The organism is Prauserella muralis (genome assembly GCF_003202285.1).
Classification (GTDB): Bacteria; Actinomycetota; Actinomycetes; order Mycobacteriales; family Pseudonocardiaceae; genus Prauserella_B; species Prauserella_B muralis.
This window is the reverse complement of sequence record NZ_CM009984.1, coordinates 67,954-91,687: the sequence shown is the minus strand read 5'-3', so window position 1 is coordinate 91,687 and position 23,734 is coordinate 67,954. Positions and strand designations below refer to the sequence as shown.

Below are 23,734 nucleotides of genomic sequence, written 5' to 3'. Positions count from 1 at the left end.
CGTGGCCATGACGAGAACCAGCTCAGCCTTGAGGCACTCTGGAACCTGGAGGGAGACCGCGACGATGAACCACTACGGGACGATGGCCAAGCGCCACTGGCAGAGATTCCTGCCGAGCCGCTACCGCCAGATCAGCGATCCGGAGACGTTCTTCACCCAGCTCGGGCAGCAGGTCCAGGAGGAGATCACGCACCGGAGCGAGCAGATCCTGGCCAGCCAGCCCCCGACGAGCGAGTACCTGCGCATGGTGGGCCGCCGCAAGGAAGCCCAGCTCAGCGCGGAGGAAGCGGTGCTGGCCGAGATGGTGCTGCTGCCGGCCGAACCGGGCAGCCCGATGGACGAGGACAGCGGCCAGACCACTCCGACCAGCCACGACCAGCAAACCAACGAGGGCTGGATCCCGCTGACCGAGGACCCGGCGCACCCGGCCTGGCAGCAGATGCGCGAGCTGGACGACACCCGCTAACCCCCTCCCCGGCCCGCGCCGAGCCCACTGTCGGCGGCGCCGCGGCGGCCGCCGGGCCCGAGCAGACGAGAGGCCCGGCCGAGCGCACCCCGCCCGAGTCGCAGCCCGCTCCGATCGACTTCACGGTGAGCGCCCGGGCACGGGCCAACCTGGCCGCGCTGCGCACCCTGCGCACCCTGCAGGCCGAGGACCGCCCCGCCACCGACGCCGAGCGCGAGATCCTCGGCGACTGGTGGGGCTGGGGCGCGGTGCCGCAGATCTTCGACCCCGGCCGCGAGGCACTGGAGGCCGAGCGGGCCGAGCTGCGGGAGCTGCTCAGCGAGTCCGAATGGCGCGCCGCCTCGCGCAGCACCCTCAATGCCCACTACACCGACCCGCGGGTCCGCGAGCCGATGTGGCGGCTGGCCGCCGAACTCGGCTTCGCCGGCGGCGAGGTGCTCGAACCCGGCTGCGGCGCGGGCGGGTTCTTCGACAGCGGCCCGGACGGGCCCCGCTACGTCGGCGTCGAGCTGGACCCGATCACCGCCGACATCGCCCGACGGCGCCACCCCGAAGCGGAGATCCACACCGAGTCGTTCGCCGAGACCCGCCTGCCGGACGGACACTTCGACCTGGTCATCGGCAACGTGCCCTTCGGCAACTATGTGCTGCACGACCCGACCCACAACCCCGGCCGCCACTCGATCCACAACCACTTCCTGCTCAAGAGCCTGCACCTGACCAAACCAGGCGGGCTGATGCTCGCGATCACCAGCCGCTACACCCTCGACTCCACCCGCGACGCGCACCGCCGCGAGCTGGCCGAACTCGGCGACCTCATCGGCGCGATCCGGCTGCCCAACACCGCACACCGCGCGGCGGGCACCCAGGCCGTGACCGACATCGTCGTCTTCCGCCGCCGCAAACCCGGCGAAGCGCCGCGCACCAGCCAGGAGTGGCTGGAGGCCACCACCTTCGACGGCACGAACGTGCCGATCAACCGCTACTTCATCAACCACTCGCGGCAAATCTGCGGCGTGCCCATGCTGACCCACGGCCTGTACCGCGACGACGAGCTGACCGTGAACCCGCCGCTGGGCGGCCACTTCCACGGCGCACTCGAGGCCGCCTGCCGCGCCGTGGCCGAGCACGCCCGCGCCACGAACACCCTGGCCGACACCGGCCCGGTCGAGCAGCAGAAACAGGCGCTGGGCGAGCGGTCCCCGCACCCCGAAGGCCTGATCACCTTCGGCATGGCCGGGCAAGACAGCACCCGCTTCCTGCGCACCGAAAACGGGCGTTTATGCCCGTTCCCGGTGCCCGCCAGCCAACACCGGGAACTGGGCCAGCTGCTGCAGCTGCGCGACGCGGTGCGCCTGCTGCTGCAGGCCGAGGCCGACCCGAACGCCGACGAGCGGCTCATCGCCGACCGGCGCGCGATGCTCAACACCACCTACGACCGCTACGTCGAGCGGTTCGGGCCGCTGAACCGGTTCTCCTGGCGGCGCACCGGCCGCACCGACCCCGAGACCGGGCAGGACAAGCTCGCGCGCATCCGCCCACCGCAGGGCCAGTTCCGCACCGACCCCTACGCCCCGCTGGTCTATGCGCTGGAGGTGTTCAACGACACCACCCAGACCGCGGCCAAGGCCGACATCTTCCGGCAACGGGTCGTGGCCCCGCCGCGGGAGCACACGCGCGCCGACTCCCCCGCCGACGCGCTGGCCATCAGCCTCGACACCCACGGCGAGGTGCGCCTGGACACCATCGCCCGCCTGCTCGACCTGCCCAGCGAGGCCGACGCCGAAGCCCGGCTCGCCGACCTGGTGTTCGCCGACCCGGACCAGGACGGGCGGCTGGAACCGGCACGGGCCTACCTCTCCGGCAACGTGCGCGCCAAGCTCCGCGCCGCCGAGCAGGCCGCCGAAGCCGATCCGGAACGCTACGGCCGCAACGTCAGCGCGCTGCGCGAGGTGCTGCCCGCCGACCTGACCGCCGAGCAGATCCGCCCGCAGATGGGCGCGGTGTGGATCGAGGACCGCTACGTCCAGCAGTTCCTGCAGGAGCTGCTCGACGACGACACCGTGCGCGTCGAGCACGCCGGCTCGACCTGGATCGTGGAAGGCCGCAAGTACACCACCCTGGCCACCAGCCAGTGGGGCACCGAGGCGCGGCCCGCACCCGAGATCGCCGAGGCCGTCCTCGAACAGCGGCCCATCATCGTGCGCGAGACCGTCCCCGGCCCGGACGGCACGGAGCGGCAGGTGGTCAACTACGGCGCCACCGTGGCCGCGCAGGAGAAGGCCGACGAGATGCGGGAGGCCTTCGCCGACTGGCTGTGGAGCGACCCCGACCGCACCCGCACGCTGGTCACCGAATACAACGAGCGATTCAACTCGATCGTCCTGCGCAACTACGACGACGTCGAGCTGTCCCTGCCCGGGCTCGCGGTCGGGTTCGAACCACGCCCCCACCAGGTCGCCGCGGTCGCCCGCATGATCAACGAGCCCGCCGTGGGCCTGTTCCACGAGGTCGGCGCCGGCAAAACCGCCGAGATGGTCATGGGCATCATGGAGCAGCGGCGGCTGGGCCTGGTATCCAAACCGGTCGTCGTGGTGCCCAACAACATGCTTGAGCAGTTCGCCCGCGAATGGCAGCAGCTGTATCCGCAGGCCCGGGTGCTCATGGCCACCAAAGACGACCTCACCCGCGACCGACGCCGCCAGTTCGTGGCCCGCGTGGCCACCGGCGACTGGGACGGCGTGGTGATGACCCGCTCCGCCTTCGAGCGCATCCCCATGTCGCTGGAGGTGCAGCGCGACTACCTGGAGCGAGAGACCGAGGCGCTGCGCGCGCAGCTGGAACGGCTGCAGGACCCGGGCAGTCGGCTGGTCAAACGCATCGAGAAGGCCATCGCCCGCGCCGAAGAACGCATCCAGCGCCAGATGGACTCGGCCAAGGACCCCGGCATCACCTTCGAAGACCTCGGCGTCGACTACGTGGTGGTCGACGAGGCCCACGGCTACAAGAACCTGCGCACCGCCTCCAACATCCCCGGCGCGGCGATCGAGGGCTCCCAGCGCGCCACCGACCTGGACATGAAGCTGGACTACCTGCGCGGCCGCAACCCCGGCGGCCGGGTCGGCACTTTCGCCACCGCCACCCCGATCGCCAACAGCATCACCGAGGCCTACGTGATGCAGCGCTACCTGCGGCCCGACCTGCTGGCCGAGGCCGGGATCCGCGACTTCGACGAGTGGGCCGCCACCTTCGGCAAAACGGTCACCTCCATCGAGCTCTCCCCCGACGGCGGGTCCTTCCGCACCAAGTCGCGGTTCGCGAAATTTCAAAACGTGCCCGAGCTGCTGCAGATGTGGTTCGTCTCGGCCGACATCAAAACCGCCGCCGACCTGCAACTGCCCACCCCGCGCCTGGCGGACCCGGACGGCCGCGACGGCCCGGAAACGATCATGGTAGAGCCCTCACCAGAGCTGGAGCAGTTCATCGGCGAGCTGGCCGCCCGCGCCGAGGAGGTCCGCAGCGGCGGCGTCGACCCCACCCAGGACAACATGCTCACCATCACCGGCGACGGCCGCGCCGCCGCGCTCGACCTCCGCCTCCGCGAGATGAGCGCCAGCACCGCCACCAAGCTCGACGTCGCCGCCGACACCATCGCCGCCATCCACCATCAGCACGCCGACGACGTGTTCGTCCTGCCCGACGGCGCCGAGCACCCCACCCGCGGCTCACTGCAGATCGTGTTCTGCGACCTGGGCACCCCGCACCCCGAGCGGTGGAACGCCTACCACCAGCTCGCCGACGACCTCGCCGCCCGCGGCGTGCCCCGCGACAAGATCGCCTTCATCCACGACGCCACCACCGACCAGGCCAAAGGCCGCCTGTTCGCCGCCTGCCGCAACGGCGACATCGCCGTGCTCATCGGCTCCACCGAGCGCATGGGCGTGGGCACCAACGTGCAAACCCGCGCCGCCGCGCTGCACCACCTCGACTGCCCCTGGCGACCGGCCGACCTGCAACAACGCGAAGGCCGCATCCTGCGCCAGGGCAACCAGCACGAGTCCGTGCGCATCCTGCGCTACATCACCGAGAAAAGCTTCGACGCCTACTCCTGGCAGACCGTGTCCCGCAAAGCCGAGTTCATCGCCCAGATGATGCGCGGCCGGCTCGACGTGCGCGAGCTGGACGACATCGGCGACGCCGCCCTCAACTACAACGAGGTCAAAGCCCTGGCCACCGGCCGCCCCGAAGTCATCGAGCACGCCGAGGCCAAGGCCGAACTCACCCGCCTGGAACGCCTGCAGCGCAGCCACGACCAAACCCAGCACCGCCTGCACAGCCAGATCACCCAGAACCGGCGCCGCATCGACACCCTCACCGGCTGGATCGACACCACCCGCCAGGCCGCCGCACAAGTGCAACCCACCCGCGGGGACGCCTTCGCCCTCACCCTGCGCGACGGCACCCGCCACACCGACCGGCCCGACGCCGGGCAGGCCCTCATCGCCCGCATCACCTCCCTCACCGCCCGCACCCACCGCGACGAGGTCCACGAAGCGCACGCCTTCACCCTCGGCGGCCTACCCCACCACCTGCGCACCGTGCCCAAACTCGGCACCCTGCAGGTCCGCATCCAGGTCGGCGACACCCCCGCCGAGACCGTGCTCGAGCAACACCTCTCCGAGTTCCGCAACCTCAACGCCACCGGACTGGTCAGCCGCCTGGAAAACCGCCTCGCCCAACTGCCCGGCACCATCCACAAGCTGGAGACCGAGCTCGCAGACACCCAACGCCAACTCGCCCAGGCCGAACAGATGCTGGGCGCGCCCTTCCCCCACGCCCAAGCACTCCGCGACGCCCAGCTCACCGTCGCCCACCTCGAAGAGATCCTCGCCGCCGACGAGCACACCGACACCGACACCGACACCGGCGCCGAGCCCGCCACCCCGGCCGCCGACGCACCCGCACCCGACCGCGCACCCGGGCACGAGCCCGAGCCGCCCCACCGCGACGCCGCCACCCCCGCCAGTGGGCCGCCGGAGCCGCCCCGCGCCGAACACAACGCCGAACCGCACCGGGCCACCACCCCGGCCCGCCTGACCCGCCTGTCCTCCCCCGTGCCCGTCAGCCAGGCCCTCACACAGCCGCTGACCAGCCACAACGACCGGGCAGACGTGCGCAACGCAGAAGCAGACGATCGCGAGCGGGGATGTTGAGCGCGTATAAAAGTGCCGGTTATCTCCCGAGCCCATGATGGATCGGGAGATAACCGGCGGATGTGGACCCAGAGCTAGTTACTTGTCGAGGTTGTCAATCCAACTAATAATCCGGCTGTCGCCAACGCTGGAAAACTTCTCGGCATGTGGCGTAACAACGCTGGGTCCTACTTCCTGCGGCAAGCGCTGCGAAGCCAGGGAACCGGTGGTGCAGCACCTCGTGGACACCCGTGTCCGTCGTCTACCTGGCTGCTCGCCTGCAACGCCACCAGGTAGACTACTACAGATGAGCGGGAGTTGGGGGCATCGGTGGCCACGGGCCACGTACACGGCAACGCTGAACCAGGACCGGAACGAGCGGGAGATCGTCGTCCACATCGACGGGGTCACGGACCGTCCGCTGATCTCATACCGGCTGGAGCCGGAGGATGACCCGTGGGGGCACTTGGAGCAGCACGGCTGGAGCATCGTGCACGGCAGCGACAGCGCAGGACAGGACCTCGCCACCGCACCGGTCGAGCCGGGAGACATTCGCCAGATCATCGCGGGACTGACCTGTCGGCGGCTGGCGGCCCAGCACGCCGCGACCGTCGCAGATCTCGCCTGGCGACACATGATCCAGCGCGCAGCTCACGACCATCTTGCGCCGACCAGCGCCATCGCCCGGGAAGGCAACATCAGCGTCGAACGGGTGTATCAGCTCCGCGACGGTCGGCGCTGACGTCCGCGAAGGCGCGCAGGCTGATCGCCCTTGCTTATGCGCGCGACCACGGGAGGGCGCCTCACCCAGACTGGCGCGCGCCCAGCCATTGCCGGGCCTGGGTCAGTCGTCGTGTGATGTGCTGGAGCTGCTGTCGTTTCCGGTCGTGTCGCTGGCTCCTTGGGCAGGCCCACTGGGCACCGTTGGCAGGTTCTGGACGTTGACCGGCCTGTTCGGGCTCGGGTGGCCGCCCTTCTTCTCCAGGCTGTTGTCGTCGGCTGGGCGCTGCTCGTACAGCTTGGCCATTCAGAACTCCTGGACGTCGATGTACTCGATCTCGTCCCATCGGACGAGGAGGCCACGCTCGTGCTCAACGGGCTGCGGCTTCTGTTCCGAGTTTCGCACGAGCTCCCCGGTATTCGGGTTGATCTGGAACGCTACGCTGAGGTACAAGTCGCCTTCCTCAGGGTAGGCGCTGGAATAGGACCGCCGGTTGCTGCTGGTGTCGGACTCCCAGCGGCCCCACAAACCGGCCAGCCACGGACCGGACTTCAGTTTGATCCGCACGATGGCGGTGACGTCACGACTCCACATCAAGTCCCATGCCCGGGGTTCCCGGTTCTGCCCGACGATCCACCGCGCCGCCGTCCTGGTGCGGTGGCCGCACCACTGGCATAAACGGGCCCACCGACCTGGCTCCTCGGTTGAGATCTTCTTGTCTCTGGTTCGTTGCCCGGGTGGTCGACCCAAGCGCGCCAGGATTGTTCCCACCGCGATGGGTACGAACACGTATACCAGCGCGGTGATCTCGAGTGCCCACCATGAAATCTCACCTGTGGCGAGTGCGCCCGGTGCGAAGTATCGCTGATAGAGGAGGTACTCCGGCCCGGACGCCAGCGCGTGGAACACCGCCGATGCCGCGAGGAAGCGCACAAGGCGATCGGCGAGCTTCACCCCGTAACTGCCCAGCGATCGTTCGACGGCGAAGGTATACGACGCGCCGGGAAGCAACGCGAGGAACGCCACCGCCAGTGCTTGGAAAGTCGAGATCACGTGGGGCATCCTGCCGCATGTAGCTGCGCACACCCGCCGGTCCCGTCACCACGGTCGGCGCCGCCCACCAAGCGATCACAACGCTCTCAGGGTAGGCGGATCCCGGCCCAGCGCGCGAATCCGGCGAGCGTGTCGGTGCGGCGTCGGTCCTGCTCGGCCAGGGTGACTACCGTTTCCCGGACTTGCGGGTGGTGGCGGGTTTGCTGTGGCGAGATCCGGCGGGCCTGCAGCAGTGAGGCCAGTGCCCGGTCGCGCTGGCCGTGCAGCTGTTGCCCGCGGGCCAGGTCGATCCAGTGGTGCCCGATCCGCTCGCGGGGCGTCGTGGCCGCGGGCCGGAAGCCTTCGGCGCGCTTGACTGCCTCGGTGCCGTCCCGGCGCTCCACGGCCAGGCCGACGGCCCAGATGCGCACCGAGTCGGTGTCGAAGGCGAGGCGGTAGTGGTCGCTGCCCGCGGTGACGTGCCGGGCGGCGTCGGTGGCTTCGGCGAGGTGGTCATCGCTGGTGGCGGCGTCGCCGGCGCGTGCGGCGGCCAGTCCGGACTTCAGGTGTAGCACGCCGTGCATCGCCACGGCAGGCTCCTGGGCCTGGCGGACCTCGTCGGTGATGCGGTGGCGGGCCTGCTCCAGGAAGTGCAGGCAGCCCTGCCACTCGGCGGCCGCGATCAGCTCACCGGCCCGGTAGAAGTCGGCGGCCGCCATAGCCAGCGGATCGTGGGACTGCTGCGCGGCCCACTCGATGCGGTCGGTGCACAGCGAGGACAGGTCGGCGTGGCCGAGCTTCCAGCACACTTGCCCCGCCGCGGCGTAGGACTCGGCCAGCAACCCATACACCCGCTCACGCTCATACCCACGGTGCTGGTGCGCGGCCGCGCGCAACTCGGACAGCAGCAGTGGCAACTCCGCGCCGAGCGCGTCGAGGGTGGCGGCGTGCCGCAGTCGCGAGGCTTGGGCCACCGCGGCGGCCAAGGTATCGACGTCCCGTGGCGCGGGCCCGTCGGCCGGGGGCAGCCGGTAGGCGGCCAGCTCCCGCCGTAGCGCCGGGATCACCGCGTGCACGCGGTGATCCTCGGCCGTGCTGGGGGCGTAGGGCTGGCCCATCAGCTCCGTGGCCGGGACGCGCAGCGCCCGCGCGGCCGCCGCGACGAATGCGGGTGAGGCGGGGATTCGCCCCTGCTCCACCTTCTTGACCAGGTCCAGGCTCACGTGCGCGCGATCAGCCAGCTGGCGCTGGGTCCACCCGGCCAACTTGCGCGCGACCCGCACGTGGTGGCCGATCGATTCGGCTCGGTCTTCGCTGGTCATGCTGGCTCCCTCAGCCCCGACGTCGGCGCCACCCACCGTACTGAGCTTTCCCCCTTTCTTCCCCCTTCAGCCTCCAGATCGCTCGTAGCGTCCGGACAATGATTCGCCGCGACCGGGAGCTGCTGGCGCACCTGCGCAGCATCAACACCAACCTCGGGCTCGTCGTGCTCGACCTGATGAACAACCTCGACGACGGCACGCTGCCCCAGGACAGGCTCACCGCCATTGCAGACGGCCTCGAGTGCCTTGCCGCCCACATCCGGACCAACGTGGCCGCGATTGACACCGACATTGAAGAGCCTGCTGCGGTACCGCCGACCGCCGTCGACAACGACGAGGTGTACGAGACCGCGCGCGAGCGCCCGGCGGCTGGCCCAGCCGCATGAGCTACGAGATCGACGAGAACCACCCCACCCAGCCGCTGCCGTTGGTCGACATCCCAGAGCCCCGGTGGCCCACCATCGACCTCGACTGCGAGCCTCGGCTGACCTTGCTTCTCCGTGTCCTCGACGGCCTTCGTCACCTCCACTAGGTGCGCTGGCCGTTTCGGGCCTCGTCCGCCCGTGGGTGTGGGGCGCCAGACGACGCTTGTAGTACCGACATTCGGGTTCTGTGCCTCGCCACCTGTTCCGCGATGGCGTCCGCTGCGACAGCGAAAGCGGCACACGTGATAGACCACCGCTGCGACCATTTAGTGCCTCAACCCGGGCAATTGGCCGACTCGCCGAAGCCGAGCTGCCGTTCGCGCTTGTCACGCCGGCAAGGACACGTCCTCGATCTCGATCAGCTTGCGCAGCCTGGTTATTGCCCGGTGCTGGGCGGAGCGCACACCCGGTGCCGAGATGTCCAAGAGCAGGGCAGTATCGCGCGCGTCCAGACCCACGACGATGCGAAGGACGGTGACTTCTCGCTGCAGCTTCGACAGACGGTTGAGCAGCTGCGTCATCTGAGGTGGTGCTTCTGGACCGTTGGGTATTCCGGACAATGCCTGGCTCTGCACCTCGTCGACCGCGGCGAAGGCTCGCTGGTAGACAGACTTGAGGAACAACGCAGGCGGGTCTTCGTAGTCCGGCAATGCCGCAAAGACCTGCACAAAGACTTCTTCCGCGATGCCGTCTGGCGTGCTGAATGGTCTCCCCAACCGCGCCCGGCAGTACCGAAAGAACACGGGGCGCAGGTGCTTGAACATGGCGTCGATGGCGTCCCTGTCGCCGTGCTTGGCTGGTTCGATCAACGGATAGAGCTCGTTGCTGATCTCGCCGCCTGCCCGGCCGGTGAGGTCATGCCGGGCAGCGCGGTTGGCAAGTCTGCGGGCGACGGTCGGTGACGTGCGCTCACGCAGGCTGCGGGCACCCGGGGTGCCGAAGGAGGATCCCTCGATGAGGTCGTCAACCCTGTTCGTTTCGACCACGGTGGAGTCGGTCATTGGTCCGTTCCCTTCCCGATACGTCGCCGGTGACGTATCAGCAGTTGCGCCACGGTGCCGCGCGACACCTCGGTGTCCGTGCTGAGGATCTCCGCGATCTCGTCGTAGGAGTAGCCCAACGCGAGAGCTAGGACGGCGGTCCGCGTGCGAGGGTCCGGCAGCTCGTCCAAGCCGCCCTCGAGCTGGTGCCGCAGGGTCACGATCGTTTCGGGTTGGGGTGCCCGCTGAGCGAGCAGATCGCCCGATGTGGTCTCCAAATCGGTGTGGAGGCCCAGGGCTGAGCACTTCAGCTCGTCCGCGTGATGGTTCCTCCACACCCGGTAGATGCTGGGAAAACTCAGCACGCACGCGCCGATGAAGTAGGTCTTCAGGCTAGCTCCGCCCTCCCAGCTCCAGCCGCCCTTCTTCAGGGCGTCCCTCTTGAAGAGGTTGATGGCTGCGACGACTGTGTCATGGGCCAGATCAATCTGATCGTCATCACGCCATGTCGAAGGACTCGTTCCCACCGGCCAGCCCTTCCTCTTGCATTGGACGAAGATCTCTCCGGTGCGCAGCCAGGCGAGCATCACGGCCACGCCGTACCGGGCCAGCTCTTCGGCGAACCTTTTCCACGCCGGTCCTCCGAAATCCTCGGCAACCAGTTCCTCACGCAGCTCCCGATCGCGAAGCCGTCGCTGCAGCGACTCAGCCCGCCGCCTAACCTCGTCGTCCTCGGCCTCCAACACGCCCAGAAAGTCGACATTCTGAGCATCTATTGGGGTTGTATGTCTCGAGGCGTCGTCGGGCGCGACGTCTACCTGCTGGCTATCGCCAGCCGCGCGCGCCCGAGCCTGCATCAGCCTCTACCTCTCCGAACGGATGGGATGTCCACCCTCGACCCGCGGCGCTCGCTGGCGCGACCCCCACGGCTTCGCACGTAGACGTCCCTTCCTATGTCGGGCAGTCCGGCCGAAGTTACGCGGCAGCGGAAATATCTTTGAATCGTGTTTTTGCAGGTCAGGGCGTCACTCTAGCGCCCACACCCGACATAGCAGTCACACGACACAACCCCGACCCGGCCCCGTCCTTTGGAGAGACTGACCGACCCATGTCCAAGCCATCCCCCACCCCTCCCCCGCTGCTGACCGTCCGTTCCGCGGTGATCTTGCTGCTTGGTGTCGTATGCGGCTTCATCATCGGAGCGCTCACCTATCTCGCCGGCGGCAACACCGCCGCCTCCGTCCTGGCCGGCCTGGGCGCCAGCGGCAGCTCGGTGATGTTTCTACACAAAGCCATCGGGTGATAGCGCCACCGAGCATGCCGCTCTGACCACCCCAGGAGTGGTGGCCCGGAACGACCTCCCCTCATAATTCGAACTGTTGTTTGAGTGCGCTGCTTCCCCCGGCGCACACGCGCAGCGTGTGATGCGGGAGGGATCGTGGCGTTTTCCAGCGGTGGCGGGTCGAGTTGGGCGGAGCTGGAGCGGCGGCTGTCCGGGCGCGAGGCCCCGCCGCCGGATGGCCGGGACAGCCCGGTGTCGCGGGCGGCGCGGGATGGCTATGTGCCGCCGCCGGATCTGTGGGAGCGGCGCGGCGACGACAACCCGGGCCAGCCTCGGGTGCCCTACGCGGAGCTGCACGCGCATTCGAACTTCAGCTTCTTGGACGGGGCCAGCGATCCGGAGGAGCTGGTGGAGGAGGCCGCGCGGCTCGGGTTGGATGCGGTGGCGATCACCGACCATGATGGGTTGTACGGGGTGGTGCGGGCCGCCGAGGCGGCCCGGGAGCTGGGGGTGCGGCTGGTCGTCGGCGCGGAGCTGGGCCTGGATCGGCCCGGCGAGCGGGCGGGTCCGACCGACCCGGGCGGGCAGCATCTGCTGGTGCTGGCCCGCGGCACTGAGGGCTACGCGCGGTTGTGCCGGGTGATCTCGGCGGCGCATCTGCGCGGCGGGGAGAAGGGCCGTCCGGTCTACGACCGCGACGAGGTGGCGACCGAGCTGGCCGGGCATGTGCAGGTGCTGACCGGCTGCCGCCGCGGCGCGGTGCGCCAGGCCCTCGAGGCCGGGGGCCCGGACGCCGCCCGTAGCGCGCTGCGGGAGCTGGTGGCGGTGTTCGGCGGCGAGCATGTGGCGGTGGAGCTGACCAACGAGGGCACGGCGCGGTGCTCGACGCGCAACGACGCGCTGTCCGCGCTCGCTGGGGAGCTGGGCCTGCCGGTGGTGGCGACGACGGCCGCGCACTATCACCGGCCCGAGCGGGCGCCGCTGGGGCAGGTCGTCTCGGCGATCCGGGCCCGCCGGTCGCTGGATGAGATGGAGGGCTGGCTGCGCGCCTCCGGCATGGCGCACCTGCGCTCCGGGACCGAGATGCAGCAGTGGTTTGGTCGCTGGCCGGGTGCGGTGCAGAACGCGGCGCTGCTCGGGGTGCGGCTGGCGCTGGATCTGCAGCTGATCGCCCCGGACCTGCCCCCGGCCGAGGTGCCCGACGGGCACACCCCGCAGAGCTGGCTGCGCCACCTGACCCTCGAGGGCGCGGCCGAGCGTTACGGCCCGCCCGCCAGCAACCCGGATGCCTACGCCCAGCTGGAGCACGAGCTCGCTGTGATCGCCGATCTGGGGTTCGCCGGCTACTTCCTCATCGTCTGGGAGATCGTGGCCTTCTGCCGTCGCTGCGACATCTATGTGCAGGGCCGTGGCTCGGCCGCGAACTCGGCGGTCTGCTACGCGCTGGGGATCACCAACTGCGACCCGGTCGAGTGGCACCTGCTGTTCGAGCGGTTCCTGTCCTCCGAGCGCGACACCTATCCCGACATCGACCTCGACATCGAGGCCGACCGCCGCGAGGAGGTCATCCAGCACGTCTACACCCGCTACGGCCGAACCCGCGCCGCGCAGGTGGCCAACGTGATCACCTACCGGGCCCGCTCGGCGGTGCGCGACGCCGCCCGCGCGCTGGGCCACTCCCCCGGCAGCATCGACGCGCTGGCCAAGCTCGTCGACCCGTGGGGGCCGCCGCTGGACAGCGGCGACGACACCCCCGGCCCCGCCGCGGCAGCACCCAGCGCGGGCGGCGACGGGCAGAGCATCCCGCCGCAGGTGCTCGCGGTGGCCGGCGCGCTGGAGGGTGCGCCCCGGCACCTGGGCATCCACTCCGGCGGCATGGTGCTCTGCGACCGCCCGGTCAGCGAGGTCTGCCCCGTCGAGCACGCCCGCATGGACAACCGCACCGTCCTGCAGTGGGACAAGGACGACTGCGCCGCCGCCGGGCTGGTCAAGATCGACCTGCTCGGGCTCGGGATGCTCTCGGCGATCCACTACACCGTCGACCTCATCGAGCAGGCCCACGGTGTGCGGGTGGATCTGGCGCACCTGCCGCTGGACGACGAGGCGGTGTGGGACATGATCTGCGCCGCCGACACCGTCGGGGTGTTCCAGATCGAGTCCCGCGCGCAGATGGCCACCCTGCCCCGGCTGCGGCCGCGCACGATGTGGGACCTGGCCGTCGAGGTCGCGCTCATCCGCCCGGGCCCGATCCAGGGCGGCGCCGTGCACCCCTACCTGCGTCGCCGCGGCGGGGAGCCCTGGCAGCACCTGCACCCCAACATGGCCAACGCACTCGACCGCACCCTCGGCGTCATTCTGTTCCAGGAGCAGGTCATGCAGCTCGCGATCGACGTCGCCGGCTTCACCGCCGCCGAGGCCGACGCCCTGCGCCGGGCGATGGGCTCGAAACGCTCCGGCCGCAAGATGGCGTTGCTGCGGCAGCGGTTCCTCGACGGCGCCGCCCGCAACGGCCTCGTCGGCCGGGATGCCCAGGTGCTGTTCGGGCAGATGGCCGCGTTCGCCGACTACGGCTTCCCCCAGTCACACGCCCTGTCGTTCGCGCATTTGGTGTTCGCCAGTGCGTTTTTGAAGTGCCACTACCCGGCCGCGTTCTGCGCCGGGCTGCTGCGCGCCCAGCCGATGGGCTTCTACTCCCCGCAGAGCCTGGTCGCCGACGCCCGCCGCCACGGCGTGCGGGTGCGCGGCGTCGACCTCAACTGCTCCGACGTCCACGCCAGTCTCGAACCCGACCCGGACTCGGCCGGCGGGCAGGCCGTGCGGCTCGGCCTGGCCGGTGTCCGCGGCCTGGGCACCCAGCCCGCCACCCGCATCACGACCGCCCGCCAGAGCGGCGGCCCGTTCCGCGACGTCACCGAGCTCGCCGAACGCGTCGAGCTGGACAAACCCCAGCTGGAAGCGCTGGCCACCGCCGGGGCCCTGCCCCATCGCGGTGGCGGCTCGCGGCGGGCGGCGCTGTGGGAGGCCGGGGCCGCCGCCCGGCACCGGGCCGGGATGCTGCCCGGCACCAGCACCGCCACCCCACCACCCGCGCTGCCCGGCATGACCCGCTGGGAACTGCTCGCCGCCGACGTCTGGGCCACCGGCATCTCCCCCGACCAGCACCCCGTCCAACTCCTGCGCGCACACCTCGACCAGCTCGGCGCCCTACCCACCGCCCGGCTACGCGACACCGGCCACGGCACCCGCGTCCTCGTCGGCGGCGCCATCACCCACCGCCAACGCCCACCCACCGCCGGCGGGATCACCTTCCTCAACATCGAAGACGAGAGCGGCATGGCCAACGTCGTGGTCTCAGCCGGCCTGCGGCGACGCCACACCGCCCTGCTGCGCAACGCCAGCGCCCTGCTCGTGCGCGGCATCGTCGAAAACGCCCACGGCGCCACCAACCTCGTCGCCGATCGACTCGAACCCCTGCAGCTCGGCGACCTCGCCAGCCCCTCCCGCGACTACCGGTGAGCGCCACCATCGCCTACGAAACGTCCGCTCTGGCGGGCTGTTCACTCGGGATGCACGCCGTCCACGGGTGCGGCGTAAGCGGTGGCGTGCGCCCGGATCGCCTCATCGGCGCAGCCACACAGTTCGAAGCCGTGGTTGACGGGCTTGCGGCCACACACGACGCACACCTCCCAGCCGCAGTGGTAGCAGGTGAAGCTGTGGCTGTCGACGAGGCTGATGCCGCCGGTGACCAGGTCGACCGATTCGCACCCGCCCTCGGCGCAGCGCCGCGGCTTGCGCGACGCGGCGGCGGCCAGCAACTGCACCTGACGCTCGTACTCGCGCTGCGCGGCGCGGACCCGCCGGGCGGCAACGGTGTAAGGCACCCCGGAAAGGTGCATGTGGAGGCGAATCGCGCGCTGGGCGGCCCGGCTGCGGCGGTGCTGCACAGGAACTCCTCACACGGCATGCCCACGCCCATGCCGCTGGAGACCAGGTCAGCGACGGCTGCGCTGGGTCGGAGACACCTTGTCCACGTCGCCGAGCTGCGTGGGTCCACGCTCGGCTGGGAATCGGGCGGGCGCGCCGCCGCGCACAGCATAGCCACACCGCGGCCCGGCCGCTGCGTCGCCGCGCCGGCGACTGCGCACGCACCGCGGGCCGCGCGGCGAGGTGTTGGTCAGTGCAGCTCGAACAACGGGGCCTGGTCCTGGTCGGGTCCGTCGGGTCCGAGGATGCGTTGACACTTGCGGCACGTGACCCAGTGGGTGGTCGGCAGCAGTTCACCGGCGGCGCCGAGTCCGGACCAGCCTTGCCTGCAGGCGGGGGCGGGCAACGTCAGGCCGTTGATCCAGTCTCGCCAGGTCACGCCATGGACGGTGGCCGAGGTGCCGATGCGCAGGTTCATCCCGGCGAAGAGGCGGTGCTGGGCGGCGGCGAACCGGGGCGGATCGACCCGGTTCACCGGGAACAGCGGGATCGGCTCAGCGCTCACCGGCCCAGTATGCGCCCGAGCACCGACTCTTCCCCCCCAACGCGACGAGGACCAGGCAGGTGAGGGGCTGCATCGCGGCCCCGCGCGAGAGGGGGAGGACAGCGCGGGGCCGCGATGCCGGGCGGCCGGGCAGGGGGCTACCCGGACGCCACGCCGGTGGCCAGTGCGAGACACGCTGCGCAGGGCATACCGCCGAGGCGCGTGAGTACCTCGGCGATGCCAGGGGTGATCACCAGCTCGCCGCACAGCGAGGTGAGCCGGTCAGGCCGGGCTGCGCCGAGCGGGAGCGGGAACAGATGCACTATGCGGTCGGTCTCGCCGGTGATGCGGCCGCTGGGCAGGAGGATGCCGGGGCGCAGCCGGGCGGCCACGAGCCGGGTCGTGCCGTCGGCCGGTGCGCTGGTGCGTGCCGGGTGGGCATCGGTCATGAGCACTCCGACCACGGGGTTTCGTCGCCGTCGTCGGTGTCGGTGCTGAAGAAGCTGTCGATGGCGTCCTCCAGTTCCTGGCCGGTGACGTACTCGACCAGCCGGCCGTAGTGGGGCGCATCGTGCAGTCCTGCCACGTGCACCCCATTCCAGACGGCGAACCCGGCCCGCTCCAGCAGCCGGGCCGCGTGCCGGGCCGCGGATTCGGTCTCGACACGGGTCAAGCCCGGCACCAGCTCAGCCAGATCGGCCGGGCGAACCCGGCGCGCCGCCAGCCGGGCCATCGGGACGAAGCGGCGCAGCGCCGCCGACAGCAACGCCGGGGCCAGGCCGCACCCGCGCCAGGCGTCGGCCAGGTACATGCGGTGTAGCAGCACGGCCGCCGCCGGCCCAGGGGCCAGCCGCTGGTCCAGCTCCTCGACGAGCACGCCGCTGCCGGGCGCGGTGACAGCCTCGGCCAGGAATTCCCGCGCCCACGTGCCTGCCGCGCCTGACGGCAGGTGATGCGCATCCTCGGTCAGCTCGGCCACGGCCAGCTCGATCTCGCCGACGTAGCGCACGTCCGGCGGGCACACCAGGCGACTGTCATTTGCCACGGCGAGCTGCACCGTCCAGCGCACCGGCCAATCCTCGACCTCGCCGATCTGCCACCAGTACGCGTGGTTGACCGTGGTCACCTTGATCGCCGTCGGCTCCCACGGTGGCGTCGCATACATGGCAGACCCTCCAGCTCCCCACGCGGCGGCAGCACCGGTGCGGCGAGCTGCCCCTACTGCCGATTTAAGACGATAGACATAAGGTCTGTCACCTTGTGGTGATCGCCTCTGGCTTGATCCACTTCATGCCGATAGGCATAGCGGGCCATGTCCCGCCACGAGCCGACCCCAGACTCCGACGAGCAGCCCTCGGAGTTCGCTCGTGTGCTGGGGGAACGTCTCCGCGCGGCCCGCCAGGGCAAGCAGCCCAAGCCCTGGAGCCTGGAGCGGCTCGGCCGCCGCGCTCGCGTGCACTGGACCTACATCGGCGAGATCGAGCGTGCCGAGACCAATCCCTCGATCCTTGTCCTGGCCCGCATCGTGCACGCCCTGGAGATGGACCTCGGCGAGATCATGGCGAACCTGCCCGCCCCGCCCCCGGGCAAAGACCCCGACGCCTAAGACACGCCGCCCCGGACGAGGGTACGCCGCCGGGTCTTGCGCCGTTACCGCTCGGCGTGACCGGGAATGGCTGCGCCGCGCCGCTCGGCCTCGGCGTAGTCGCGGTATCTCTGGGCGTGGGCACGTTCGCCCTCGGCGGCCGAGGCCAGCGCGACCGGCAGCCACCCTGGAGCATCCGGTGTCAGCGCGTCCCGGGCCTGCTGGAACAGCTCCGCCAGGGCATCCAGTGCCCGGGCGTAGGTGTCCATCTGGCTGGCCTGCCGCTCGTGCGCAGCGCGGTCGCGGACCGGGGACGGGGACAGGTCGACGTCGTTGAGTGCCGCCGTCGCGAACTTCTTGGCCGCGACGATGCGCTCGGCCAACTGGTCAGGGATCATCATGCCCCCTCAGAGTCGATGCTTATGCCGATCAACCTTATGACGATCGGAATAGCATCGGCGTTGTCCCAGCTCATCCGGTGCGGCGGGGCCCAGGGACGGACACTCACTCGCCGGGTGTGGGCGCCGCCTGCAACCCGAGTACGGATCTCGGGGTAACGGCGGTCGCGGTGTTGTCGACTGACACGGGGACAACCTCGCGGGAGGCCGATCGTGGGCGACATCGACGCGGTGTGGATGTTGCTGCTGGCGTGGCAGGCCGACATCGACAGCGAACCGCTGCCGCCACCGCTCAGCGCACAGACCCTGAACGCTCTGCGGTCACGGCGCGGCCTCGCCGATGGCGGGCAGGCCGGTCAACTCCGCCACGATCGTGCGCGCGGTGGCCAGCCCGGCCTGCTCGCCGACCCGGCCAGCCCGCCCGGCGTCCCACTCGGCCAGGGCGATGCGCAAGAGCGCGGCCCGCGCGGGCACTGCGGCGGCCTCGTCCGGCCACGAGCACAGACTGCGGTCACTGGTCATGAGCTTCACGGTGGCACGGGCGGCACCTGTAGGGCCAGACACCGCCGTTGACCTCGGCCGCCCGTGCGCGCCTGGGCGGGGCTGGCCACGTTCGCGTGAACCCGGGAGCGCCACCTGGCGCGCCCCCGTCGCACGGAACATGGATCCCCTCGTGCCGCTCCCGCCCTACGAGCCGCCCGCCCGCGAGCACACGGTCACACCGCGGCCTCGGCCGCGGCCCGTGCCTGCCCGGGTGAGACGCCCTGCGCCGCCGGTTGCGCCAGGTGAAAATCAGCCGGGTGGATCCTGTCGCGCCGATGCTGGCCACCCTGGGTGAACTGCCCAGCGGATCGGGGTGGGCGTATGAGTTCAAATGGGACGGCGTCCGCGCGATCGTGGCCGTCGACGGCGACACGCTCACGGCGTGGTCGCGCAACCAGCGCACGATCACCGCCACCTACCCCGAGCTGCGACAACTGACCAGCCTGCTGCGGCAGCCCGTCCTGCTGGACGGCGAAATCGTCACCCTCGATGCGGCAGGACGTCCGGATTTCGGCCGACTGCAGGCCCGCATGCACGTCCGCCAGCCCACCGAACGCCTGCTGCGCGACTACCCCGTCGCCTTCTACGCATTCGACCTGCTGCAGGCAGGCGGCCGCAGCCTGCTCGGCGAGCCCTACCACCAGCGGCGGGACCGGCTCGCCGAGCTCAACCTCGACGATCCGCCGCGGGTGCGCACCCCGGATCACTACACCCACGTCGAGGGCCAGGCGCTGCTCGACGTCGCCGCCGAGTACGGCCTCGAAGGCCTGGTCGCGAAGCGGCTGGACTCCCGCTACCAGCCCGGCCGCCGCTCCCGCGACTGGATCAAAACCCCGCTGCGGCTCACCCAGGAGGTCATCATCGGCGGCTGGACACCCGGCGAAGGCCGCCGCGCCGGGTCGCTGGGATCGCTGCTGCTCGGGGTGCACGACGACCAGAACCGGCTGATCTATGCCGGACACGTGGGCACCGGATTCAGCGACCACGCGCTGGCCGACATGCTCCATCGGCTACGACCGCTGCAGCGGCCGACCAGCCCGTTCGACGTCGCGATCCCCCGCGAGTACGCGCGCCGCGCCACCTGGGTCGAGCCGGTGCTGGTCGGCGAGGTCGAGCACCGACAGTGGACCGGCGACGGCAGGCTGCGCCACCCCTCCTGGCGCGGACTCCGTCCGGACCGCGAACCCGGCGAGACACGGCGCGCGTGACCCACTCCCACGCGGGGGTTACCGCTGGTCATGCCAGCACCGAGCGCGAAAACGCCCGGTTTCGCAGGGCAGTGGAAGCGCTGTGAGGACCGCGAGCCGACCGCGAGCAGGACGCAGCCCGGTGGGGTCATCCGCCGGGGCCTGTGCTGCGTTCAAGCCGGTTGCCCGGGGTTCAGCGGCCTTGCCCGGAGCCGGGGGTCGTGGGCGGCACCCAGCGGGTCGGCGTCATCAGCGGTGCGTGCGCGGTCGCCGGGTGTGGTTGCAGCTGCGTCGACCAGCCCGCCGCGGTGGGCTGCCCGCTGGCCTGCCACGTGGCGACGAGGTCGGCCAGACGGTCACACAGACGCGAGGTGACGGCCTCGGCGCCGGCGAGCAGGACGTCGCCAGTCTGTTGCACCCAGGCCGCCGAATCGCCGTCGACCAGCGCGGTGGCCCCGTGCGCGGCGACGAAGTCGCGGTGATCGAGATAGGCCCGGCTGGTGAGGGTGTCGCGGGCGCCGAGAAAGAACGACAGGTCGTTGTATTGGGGCAGCTGCAGGGCGGGTGCTGCGGTGGGCAGGCGGCGCACCTGCAGGGCCGGGATCGCGACGCGGGGGTCGTGCGTGACGAGTTCGGCGGGCCGCAGCGGCCCGGCCGCGGGCATGAAATCGGCCCACAGCACGCAGCGCCCGTTGAGCGGTCCCGCGGGTCCCGCCGGGCGGCGGGCGGCCACGATCGGATGCACACCGGCGTGCGCGAGCGGTGCCAGGATGAGGCCGTCGTCGGTGAGCTGGTCCAGCCAGCCGGTCGGGATACCGGCGATGCCGCAGGTGACGATGATCCGGTCGTAGCGCTCGCTTCCTGGGGTGCCGCGATAGCCGTCGCCGTGCACGACCCGTACCCGATCGTCCAGTCCCAGCTCGGCGAGCGCGGCGGCGGCGCCGGTCGCGGCGACGCGGCCCGCTTCGATGGTGGTGACCTCGGCCCCGGTGATGGTGGTGATCAGCGCGGCGTTGTATCCGGTTCCGGCGCCGATCTCCAGCACGCGCAGGCCCGGCCGCAGCTGCAGCGCTTCCAGCATTCGCGCCATCACGCTCGGCCCGGACGACGACGAGGTCGGGTCGCCGTCGCTGCCGTCATGGGTGAACAGCGCGTTGTTGGCATAGATGACGTCCAGCAGCTGCTCGGGCGGCAGCGTGCCGGGTGTGAGGGTGATGCGGTCGGATCGGTAGTAGAACGAGCGCAGGAATCGGTGCCGCGGCACGGTGGCGAAGGCCTCCTCCACCGTGTCGCTGCGGATCGCGCCGAGCTTGCGCAGCCCGGCCGCGTATGCGCGTAGGCGGTCGCCCAGGTCGGTGGTGTGGTCGGTGAAGGTGCTCATCGTGGCAGCGTCCCCTTTCCGCAGGGTCGGACAGTGATGATGGGGCTGTAGAGCAGGCGCGGGTCGAACGGCTCGCCCACCGGCGTGTCGTCGGCCTCGACCCAGGCGTGCGATGCCGGGGGTGGTGAGACGACGCCGACCCGCCAGGTGAGCGTGTATCCGGCTGCCCGGCAGGCCAGCAGGATGGCGATCGAACGCAGCAGGCACCCGTGGTCGCTGGCGGCGTGCAGCGACACCGTGACCACGGCGGCGCGGGCGCGCACCGCCATGGGCAGCGACGCTGGACGTCCCTCGCGAACGAGCAGCTGCAGCAGCCGCCGTAGCCGGGCTGGCCGGGCGCGGGTGGCCGCCAGCAGCAGTCGGGCGGTGGCCACCGCGGTCAGCGCGCGCAGTCGCTCGCCGCGGCTGAGCGGGACCTGCTGTTCGAGCACGACCGGGGCGCTCATCGCCGCACCAGCCGGCGCCGTGTCAGCTCGCGTAGCAGCCGGTCGAGGTCGTGGCGTGCGGTGTCCTCGGTGACCCCGAAGCGTCCGCGCACCACGGTGACTGCATTGTCGTGGCCGCCGGTGAGCAGCGCGCGCAGCATGAGGGCGGCGGTGGCGTTGAGGTGCACCGTGTGGCCGCGGCGCTCGTCGATGAGCATCACGCCGTCGCTGACCGGTGCGGTGGTCACCGCGCGGCCGAGCCGCAGGGGCTCGTCGGGGCGGCATCGGCGCCGAGATTGCGGTTTCAGCATCGGTCTCCCCAGCTCAGTGGCGGTGGCTGGTGGCCCAGCCAGACTTCCAGTGCGACGAGGTCGGTGACGAACGCGGGCGGCAGCCCATTCGGCCCGAACTCCGCCAGCTGCTCATGCAGCGTGCGGCGCTCGATGAGGCCGAGCTCGACCAGCCGCGAGTCGGCGAGCAGATCGCGCACCTGGTCCTTCTGGCTGCTCCAGCCCCCGGTAGATGTCGGTGTTGTAGTGGCCCTTTGTGCGTCGAGCCAGCAGCCCTTCCCACTCGGGAAAAGCCTGTCGGAGCAGCGGTTTCGGCGTCCACGGGTCGGTGCGGTGATCTGCTCTGGTGGACAGGCACGCGGTGAGCACGTCGTGGTCGAAGAACGGCATCACCGTCGGCACACCGGCCGCGGCCATGGCGTCGGCGTACAGCGCGGCACGGTAGGCCGAGGCGCGGATGCGCGTGAGCGCCGCGTGCACCGCCACGTCGTGATGCAGCGGCGACGGTGCCGCCTCGGCGATCGCCGTCGCGGCCAGCGCGGCTGCCTCGTCGCTGGCCCATTCCGGCAACAGCGGCGGCGCCTCCCACCCCAGCGCCGCGGCTGGCCCGGTGACCTCCCGGCGCAGCCCAGCTCGGGCACCGTCCAGCCAGCGCGCGAAGCTCACGGGCGGGGCCATGGCCGCACGCAGGACGGAGCAGACTCGCAGGCCCCGCAGTGCGGCGAAGCCCCGCAGCTGTCGCCACCCGCGGCGCGGCTGCTGGTGCAGCAGGCCCGGCAGGAACGCCCACGGCGCCAGCAGCACTTCGTCGCCTCCCTGACCGTTGGCATGCAGGGCGACGCCGCGCTCGGCCAGCACGGCGGCGGCATGGCGTTGCCGTGCCGCGCCCGCGGCGAACGAGCACGGCTCGTCCATCCCCGCGACGGCGCGGTCCAGCTCGGCGAACAACGGCGGCGTCTCCCCCACCCCGAGCACACGGTGCTCACCACCCGCAATCTCGTGCGCCACGCGCCGCGCCCAGGCCAGGTCGTCATCGACCGGGGACGCCCCGGCGGTGGTGACCAGCAGCGGAGCGGACTCGGCGGCCAGCAGCGCGATCGCGGCGGAATCGAGGCCGCCGGAGAGCTGCACCGACACCGGCCCTGCGCCGTGGTCGGCTCGCCCGCGCACGGCCCGGGTCAGCGCGTCCCGCAGCAGCTGCGCGCCCTCAGACAGCGAGAGTTGCGGCTCCGGCGGGCCCCACCACGGCCGCACCCGCACCGTGTGGCCCTCGAGTTCGGCCACGCATCCGGCCGGGACCGGGCTGACTCCCACGAACGGTGAGCGGGCCTGGCGCAGCACGCTGGGCATTTCCGGGCTCGCCAGCTTGGCCGCGACCCACGCACGGTCCACCGGGGCGCCGATCAGCCGTCGCAGGATCTCGGCGTGGCTGGCTGCCACCGCCACGCCCCCGGCGACCGCGGTGAACACCCGCCGGAACCCGGCCGCGTCGGCCACCGCACACACCCGGCCGCCCGGCTCGGAGGTCACCACATGGGCGCTGCCGGTCTGGCGTGCCCACTGCTGCACCTCGCACTGGCTTCTCTTGCGCGTCACGCGCAGCTCGGCGGACACGGCCGCGCCGAGCACGGCCACGGCACGCGCGCCGCCGCCGACGATGTGCGGCGGCGGGGCCTGCGCTGCGGTGACCAACCAGGGACGTCCACTCGGATGCCGCGCCGCCACGACCCCCACCGTGGACAGCGCGGCCGCCGCGGGCCCGGCAGCGGCCACATCTGGTAGCGCGCACCACCAGTGGGGACTGCCGAGCCCGCGGCGGTCAGCGTTCGACATCAGCGTGGGTCACTCCCAGTACCCGCCGGCGTCTCCGTCATCGGAGATCGACTTCGAGTACTGCCCCTCGGTCACCGTGCCGAAGTCGCCGACCTCGGTCACCAGCGGCGGCTCGTACGGCGGCACCTGGGCACGCTGGGATTGCTGCATCACTGTTCTCCTCCTCTTGGGACTGCCTCGACCACGACGGACGAGGACTTCCTC

The 23,734-nt window shown here is 71.1% G+C and carries 25 protein-coding genes; 8 read left to right on the top strand and 17 right to left on the bottom strand.

Annotation, left to right across the window (positions count from 1 at the left end; all coding sequences use genetic code 11):
* Positions 1 to 64 precede the first annotated feature (64 nt).
* From BAY60_RS00530 to BAY60_RS00520, 3 genes are all read left to right on the top strand, one after another.
* Positions 65 to 466, top strand: a complete 402-nt coding sequence (locus tag BAY60_RS00530; protein WP_112278836.1) for a hypothetical protein — start codon at positions 65 to 67, stop codon at positions 464 to 466.
* A gap of 125 nt (positions 467 to 591) precedes the next feature.
* A complete protein-coding gene (locus BAY60_RS00525) occupies positions 592 to 5,679 on the top strand; it encodes a helicase-related protein (RefSeq protein WP_112278835.1) in 5,088 nt (1,695 codons plus the stop codon).
* A gap of 286 nt (positions 5,680 to 5,965) precedes the next feature.
* Entirely contained in the window at positions 5,966 to 6,400 is a 435-nt protein-coding gene (locus BAY60_RS00520) for a TRAPPC13 family protein (RefSeq protein WP_112278834.1), read from the top strand.
* Positions 6,401 to 6,502: 102 nt separating this feature from the next.
* Here BAY60_RS00520 and BAY60_RS00515 read toward each other — a convergent pair whose 3' ends face one another.
* The 3 genes from BAY60_RS00515 to BAY60_RS00505 all read right to left on the bottom strand — a co-directional run bounded on the left by BAY60_RS00515 (position 6,503) and on the right by BAY60_RS00505 (position 8,733).
* Positions 6,503 to 6,685: a hypothetical protein gene (locus BAY60_RS00515; RefSeq protein WP_112278833.1), complete on the bottom strand. Its 183-nt coding sequence runs from the start codon at positions 6,683 to 6,685 to the stop codon at positions 6,503 to 6,505.
* Positions 6,686 to 7,432 carry a DUF6338 family protein gene (locus BAY60_RS00510; protein ID WP_112278832.1) on the bottom strand — a complete coding sequence of 249 codons (747 nt, stop codon included), beginning with the start codon at positions 7,430 to 7,432 and terminating at the stop codon, positions 6,686 to 6,688.
* Between the two features lie 86 nt (positions 7,433 to 7,518).
* Complete coding sequence (locus tag BAY60_RS00505) at positions 7,519 to 8,733, bottom strand: helix-turn-helix domain-containing protein (protein WP_112278831.1); 1,215 nt, start codon at positions 8,731 to 8,733, stop codon at positions 7,519 to 7,521.
* A gap of 98 nt (positions 8,734 to 8,831) precedes the next feature.
* Between BAY60_RS00505 and BAY60_RS00500 the strand changes: the two genes are divergently transcribed.
* Positions 8,832 to 9,119 (top strand): hypothetical protein, encoded by a 288-nt coding sequence (locus tag BAY60_RS00500; protein WP_112278830.1) that lies wholly within the window; start codon positions 8,832 to 8,834, stop codon positions 9,117 to 9,119.
* Between the two features lie 365 nt (positions 9,120 to 9,484).
* On the opposite strand, the gene BAY60_RS00495 is transcribed toward BAY60_RS00500, so the two are convergent.
* Positions 9,485 to 10,159 (bottom strand): sigma factor-like helix-turn-helix DNA-binding protein, encoded by a 675-nt coding sequence (locus BAY60_RS00495; protein ID WP_112278829.1) that lies wholly within the window; start codon positions 10,157 to 10,159, stop codon positions 9,485 to 9,487.
* Complete coding sequence (locus BAY60_RS00490) at positions 10,156 to 10,995, bottom strand: RNA polymerase sigma factor (protein WP_112278828.1); 840 nt, start codon at positions 10,993 to 10,995, stop codon at positions 10,156 to 10,158. The genes BAY60_RS00495 and BAY60_RS00490 overlap by 4 nt, the downstream gene beginning before the upstream one ends.
* A gap of 302 nt (positions 10,996 to 11,297) precedes the next feature.
* Here BAY60_RS00490 and BAY60_RS00485 point away from each other — a divergent pair, with 302 nt between their 5' ends.
* Both BAY60_RS00485 and BAY60_RS00480 read left to right on the top strand, forming a co-directional pair.
* Entirely contained in the window at positions 11,298 to 11,441 is a 144-nt protein-coding gene (locus BAY60_RS00485; protein WP_211787788.1) for a hypothetical protein, read from the top strand.
* A 135-nt stretch (positions 11,442 to 11,576) separates the two neighbouring features.
* On the top strand, positions 11,577 to 14,936 hold the full coding sequence (locus BAY60_RS00480) for an error-prone DNA polymerase (RefSeq protein WP_425466432.1): 3,360 nt from the start codon (positions 11,577 to 11,579) through the stop codon (positions 14,934 to 14,936).
* A 41-nt stretch (positions 14,937 to 14,977) separates the two neighbouring features.
* On the opposite strand, the gene BAY60_RS00475 is transcribed toward BAY60_RS00480, so the two are convergent.
* The 4 genes from BAY60_RS00475 to BAY60_RS00460 all read right to left on the bottom strand — a co-directional run bounded on the left by BAY60_RS00475 (position 14,978) and on the right by BAY60_RS00460 (position 17,053).
* Positions 14,978 to 15,364, bottom strand: a complete 387-nt coding sequence (locus tag BAY60_RS00475) for a hypothetical protein (RefSeq protein ID WP_112278826.1) — start codon at positions 15,362 to 15,364, stop codon at positions 14,978 to 14,980.
* Positions 15,365 to 15,594: 230 nt separating this feature from the next.
* Complete coding sequence (locus BAY60_RS00470; RefSeq protein ID WP_245992226.1) at positions 15,595 to 15,909, bottom strand: hypothetical protein; 315 nt, start codon at positions 15,907 to 15,909, stop codon at positions 15,595 to 15,597.
* 137 nt (positions 15,910 to 16,046) lie between these two features.
* Positions 16,047 to 16,337, bottom strand: a complete 291-nt coding sequence (locus BAY60_RS00465; protein ID WP_245992224.1) for a hypothetical protein — start codon at positions 16,335 to 16,337, stop codon at positions 16,047 to 16,049.
* Positions 16,334 to 17,053: a hypothetical protein gene (locus BAY60_RS00460; protein ID WP_112278825.1), complete on the bottom strand. Its 720-nt coding sequence runs from the start codon at positions 17,051 to 17,053 to the stop codon at positions 16,334 to 16,336. The genes BAY60_RS00465 and BAY60_RS00460 overlap by 4 nt, the downstream gene beginning before the upstream one ends.
* 147 nt (positions 17,054 to 17,200) lie before the next feature.
* On the opposite strand from BAY60_RS00460, the gene BAY60_RS00455 reads away from it, so the two are divergent.
* Positions 17,201 to 17,494: a helix-turn-helix domain-containing protein gene (locus BAY60_RS00455; protein WP_112278824.1), complete on the top strand. Its 294-nt coding sequence runs from the start codon at positions 17,201 to 17,203 to the stop codon at positions 17,492 to 17,494.
* 44 nt (positions 17,495 to 17,538) lie between these two features.
* Here BAY60_RS00455 and BAY60_RS00450 read toward each other — a convergent pair whose 3' ends face one another.
* A complete protein-coding gene (locus BAY60_RS00450) occupies positions 17,539 to 17,874 on the bottom strand; it encodes a hypothetical protein (RefSeq protein ID WP_112278823.1) in 336 nt (111 codons plus the stop codon).
* Positions 17,875 to 18,192: 318 nt separating this feature from the next.
* Positions 18,193 to 18,393, bottom strand: coding sequence for a hypothetical protein (locus BAY60_RS00445; protein ID WP_146770957.1), 201 nt, complete (start codon positions 18,391 to 18,393; stop codon positions 18,193 to 18,195).
* Positions 18,394 to 18,689: 296 nt separating this feature from the next.
* Here BAY60_RS00445 and ligD point away from each other — a divergent pair, with 296 nt between their 5' ends.
* Positions 18,690 to 19,622, top strand: coding sequence for a non-homologous end-joining DNA ligase (gene ligD / locus BAY60_RS00440; protein WP_112278885.1), 933 nt, complete (start codon positions 18,690 to 18,692; stop codon positions 19,620 to 19,622).
* Between the two features lie 172 nt (positions 19,623 to 19,794).
* Here ligD and BAY60_RS00435 read toward each other — a convergent pair whose 3' ends face one another.
* From BAY60_RS00435 to BAY60_RS00410, 6 genes are read right to left on the bottom strand one after another with little or no spacing between them, the layout of a single operon-like run.
* Positions 19,795 to 20,982 (bottom strand): protein-L-isoaspartate O-methyltransferase family protein, encoded by a 1,188-nt coding sequence (locus tag BAY60_RS00435; RefSeq protein WP_112278821.1) that lies wholly within the window; start codon positions 20,980 to 20,982, stop codon positions 19,795 to 19,797.
* Positions 20,979 to 21,428: a lasso peptide biosynthesis B2 protein gene (locus BAY60_RS00430; RefSeq protein ID WP_112278820.1), complete on the bottom strand. Its 450-nt coding sequence runs from the start codon at positions 21,426 to 21,428 to the stop codon at positions 20,979 to 20,981. Before BAY60_RS00430 ends, BAY60_RS00435 begins: the two co-directional genes overlap by 4 nt.
* A complete protein-coding gene (locus BAY60_RS00425; RefSeq protein ID WP_112278819.1) occupies positions 21,425 to 21,718 on the bottom strand; it encodes a PqqD family peptide modification chaperone in 294 nt (97 codons plus the stop codon). Before BAY60_RS00425 ends, BAY60_RS00430 begins: the two co-directional genes overlap by 4 nt.
* Positions 21,712 to 21,897 carry a hypothetical protein gene (locus BAY60_RS00420; protein WP_112278818.1) on the bottom strand — a complete coding sequence of 62 codons (186 nt, stop codon included), beginning with the start codon at positions 21,895 to 21,897 and terminating at the stop codon, positions 21,712 to 21,714. The genes BAY60_RS00425 and BAY60_RS00420 overlap by 7 nt, the downstream gene beginning before the upstream one ends.
* A complete protein-coding gene (locus BAY60_RS00415) occupies positions 21,830 to 23,530 on the bottom strand; it encodes an asparagine synthase-related protein (RefSeq protein WP_112278817.1) in 1,701 nt (566 codons plus the stop codon). The genes BAY60_RS00420 and BAY60_RS00415 overlap by 68 nt, the downstream gene beginning before the upstream one ends.
* Positions 23,531 to 23,539: 9 nt before the next feature.
* Positions 23,540 to 23,680 carry a lasso RiPP family leader peptide-containing protein gene (locus BAY60_RS00410; protein ID WP_112278816.1) on the bottom strand — a complete coding sequence of 47 codons (141 nt, stop codon included), beginning with the start codon at positions 23,678 to 23,680 and terminating at the stop codon, positions 23,540 to 23,542.
* Positions 23,681 to 23,734: the final 54 nt, after the last annotated feature.

Coding starts and splice junctions, on each gene's coding strand:
- BAY60_RS00530 (WP_112278836.1), top strand. CDS start 65: ATGAACCACTACGGGACGATGGCCAAGCGCCACTGGCAGAGATTCCTG.
- BAY60_RS00520 (WP_112278834.1), top strand. CDS start 5,966: ATGAGCGGGAGTTGGGGGCATCGGTGGCCACGGGCCACGTACACGGCA.
- BAY60_RS00515 (WP_112278833.1), bottom strand. CDS start 6,685: ATGGCCAAGCTGTACGAGCAGCGCCCAGCCGACGACAACAGCCTGGAG.
- BAY60_RS00505 (WP_112278831.1), bottom strand. CDS start 8,733: ATGACCAGCGAAGACCGAGCCGAATCGATCGGCCACCACGTGCGGGTC.
- BAY60_RS00500 (WP_112278830.1), top strand. CDS start 8,832: ATGATTCGCCGCGACCGGGAGCTGCTGGCGCACCTGCGCAGCATCAAC.
- BAY60_RS00495 (WP_112278829.1), bottom strand. CDS start 10,159: ATGACCGACTCCACCGTGGTCGAAACGAACAGGGTTGACGACCTCATC.
- BAY60_RS00490 (WP_112278828.1), bottom strand. CDS start 10,995: ATGCAGGCTCGGGCGCGCGCGGCTGGCGATAGCCAGCAGGTAGACGTC.
- BAY60_RS00465 (WP_245992224.1), bottom strand. CDS start 16,337: ATGACCGATGCCCACCCGGCACGCACCAGCGCACCGGCCGACGGCACG.
- BAY60_RS00460 (WP_112278825.1), bottom strand. CDS start 17,053: ATGTATGCGACGCCACCGTGGGAGCCGACGGCGATCAAGGTGACCACG.
- BAY60_RS00455 (WP_112278824.1), top strand. CDS start 17,201: ATGTCCCGCCACGAGCCGACCCCAGACTCCGACGAGCAGCCCTCGGAG.
- BAY60_RS00450 (WP_112278823.1), bottom strand. CDS start 17,874: ATGATGATCCCTGACCAGTTGGCCGAGCGCATCGTCGCGGCCAAGAAG.
- BAY60_RS00445 (WP_146770957.1), bottom strand. CDS start 18,393: ATGACCAGTGACCGCAGTCTGTGCTCGTGGCCGGACGAGGCCGCCGCA.
- ligD (WP_112278885.1), top strand. CDS start 18,690: ATGCTGGCCACCCTGGGTGAACTGCCCAGCGGATCGGGGTGGGCGTAT.
- BAY60_RS00435 (WP_112278821.1), bottom strand. CDS start 20,982: ATGAGCACCTTCACCGACCACACCACCGACCTGGGCGACCGCCTACGC.
- BAY60_RS00430 (WP_112278820.1), bottom strand. CDS start 21,428: ATGAGCGCCCCGGTCGTGCTCGAACAGCAGGTCCCGCTCAGCCGCGGC.
- BAY60_RS00425 (WP_112278819.1), bottom strand. CDS start 21,718: ATGCTGAAACCGCAATCTCGGCGCCGATGCCGCCCCGACGAGCCCCTG.
- BAY60_RS00415 (WP_112278817.1), bottom strand. CDS start 23,530: ATGTCGAACGCTGACCGCCGCGGGCTCGGCAGTCCCCACTGGTGGTGC.
- BAY60_RS00410 (WP_112278816.1), bottom strand. CDS start 23,680: ATGCAGCAATCCCAGCGTGCCCAGGTGCCGCCGTACGAGCCGCCGCTG.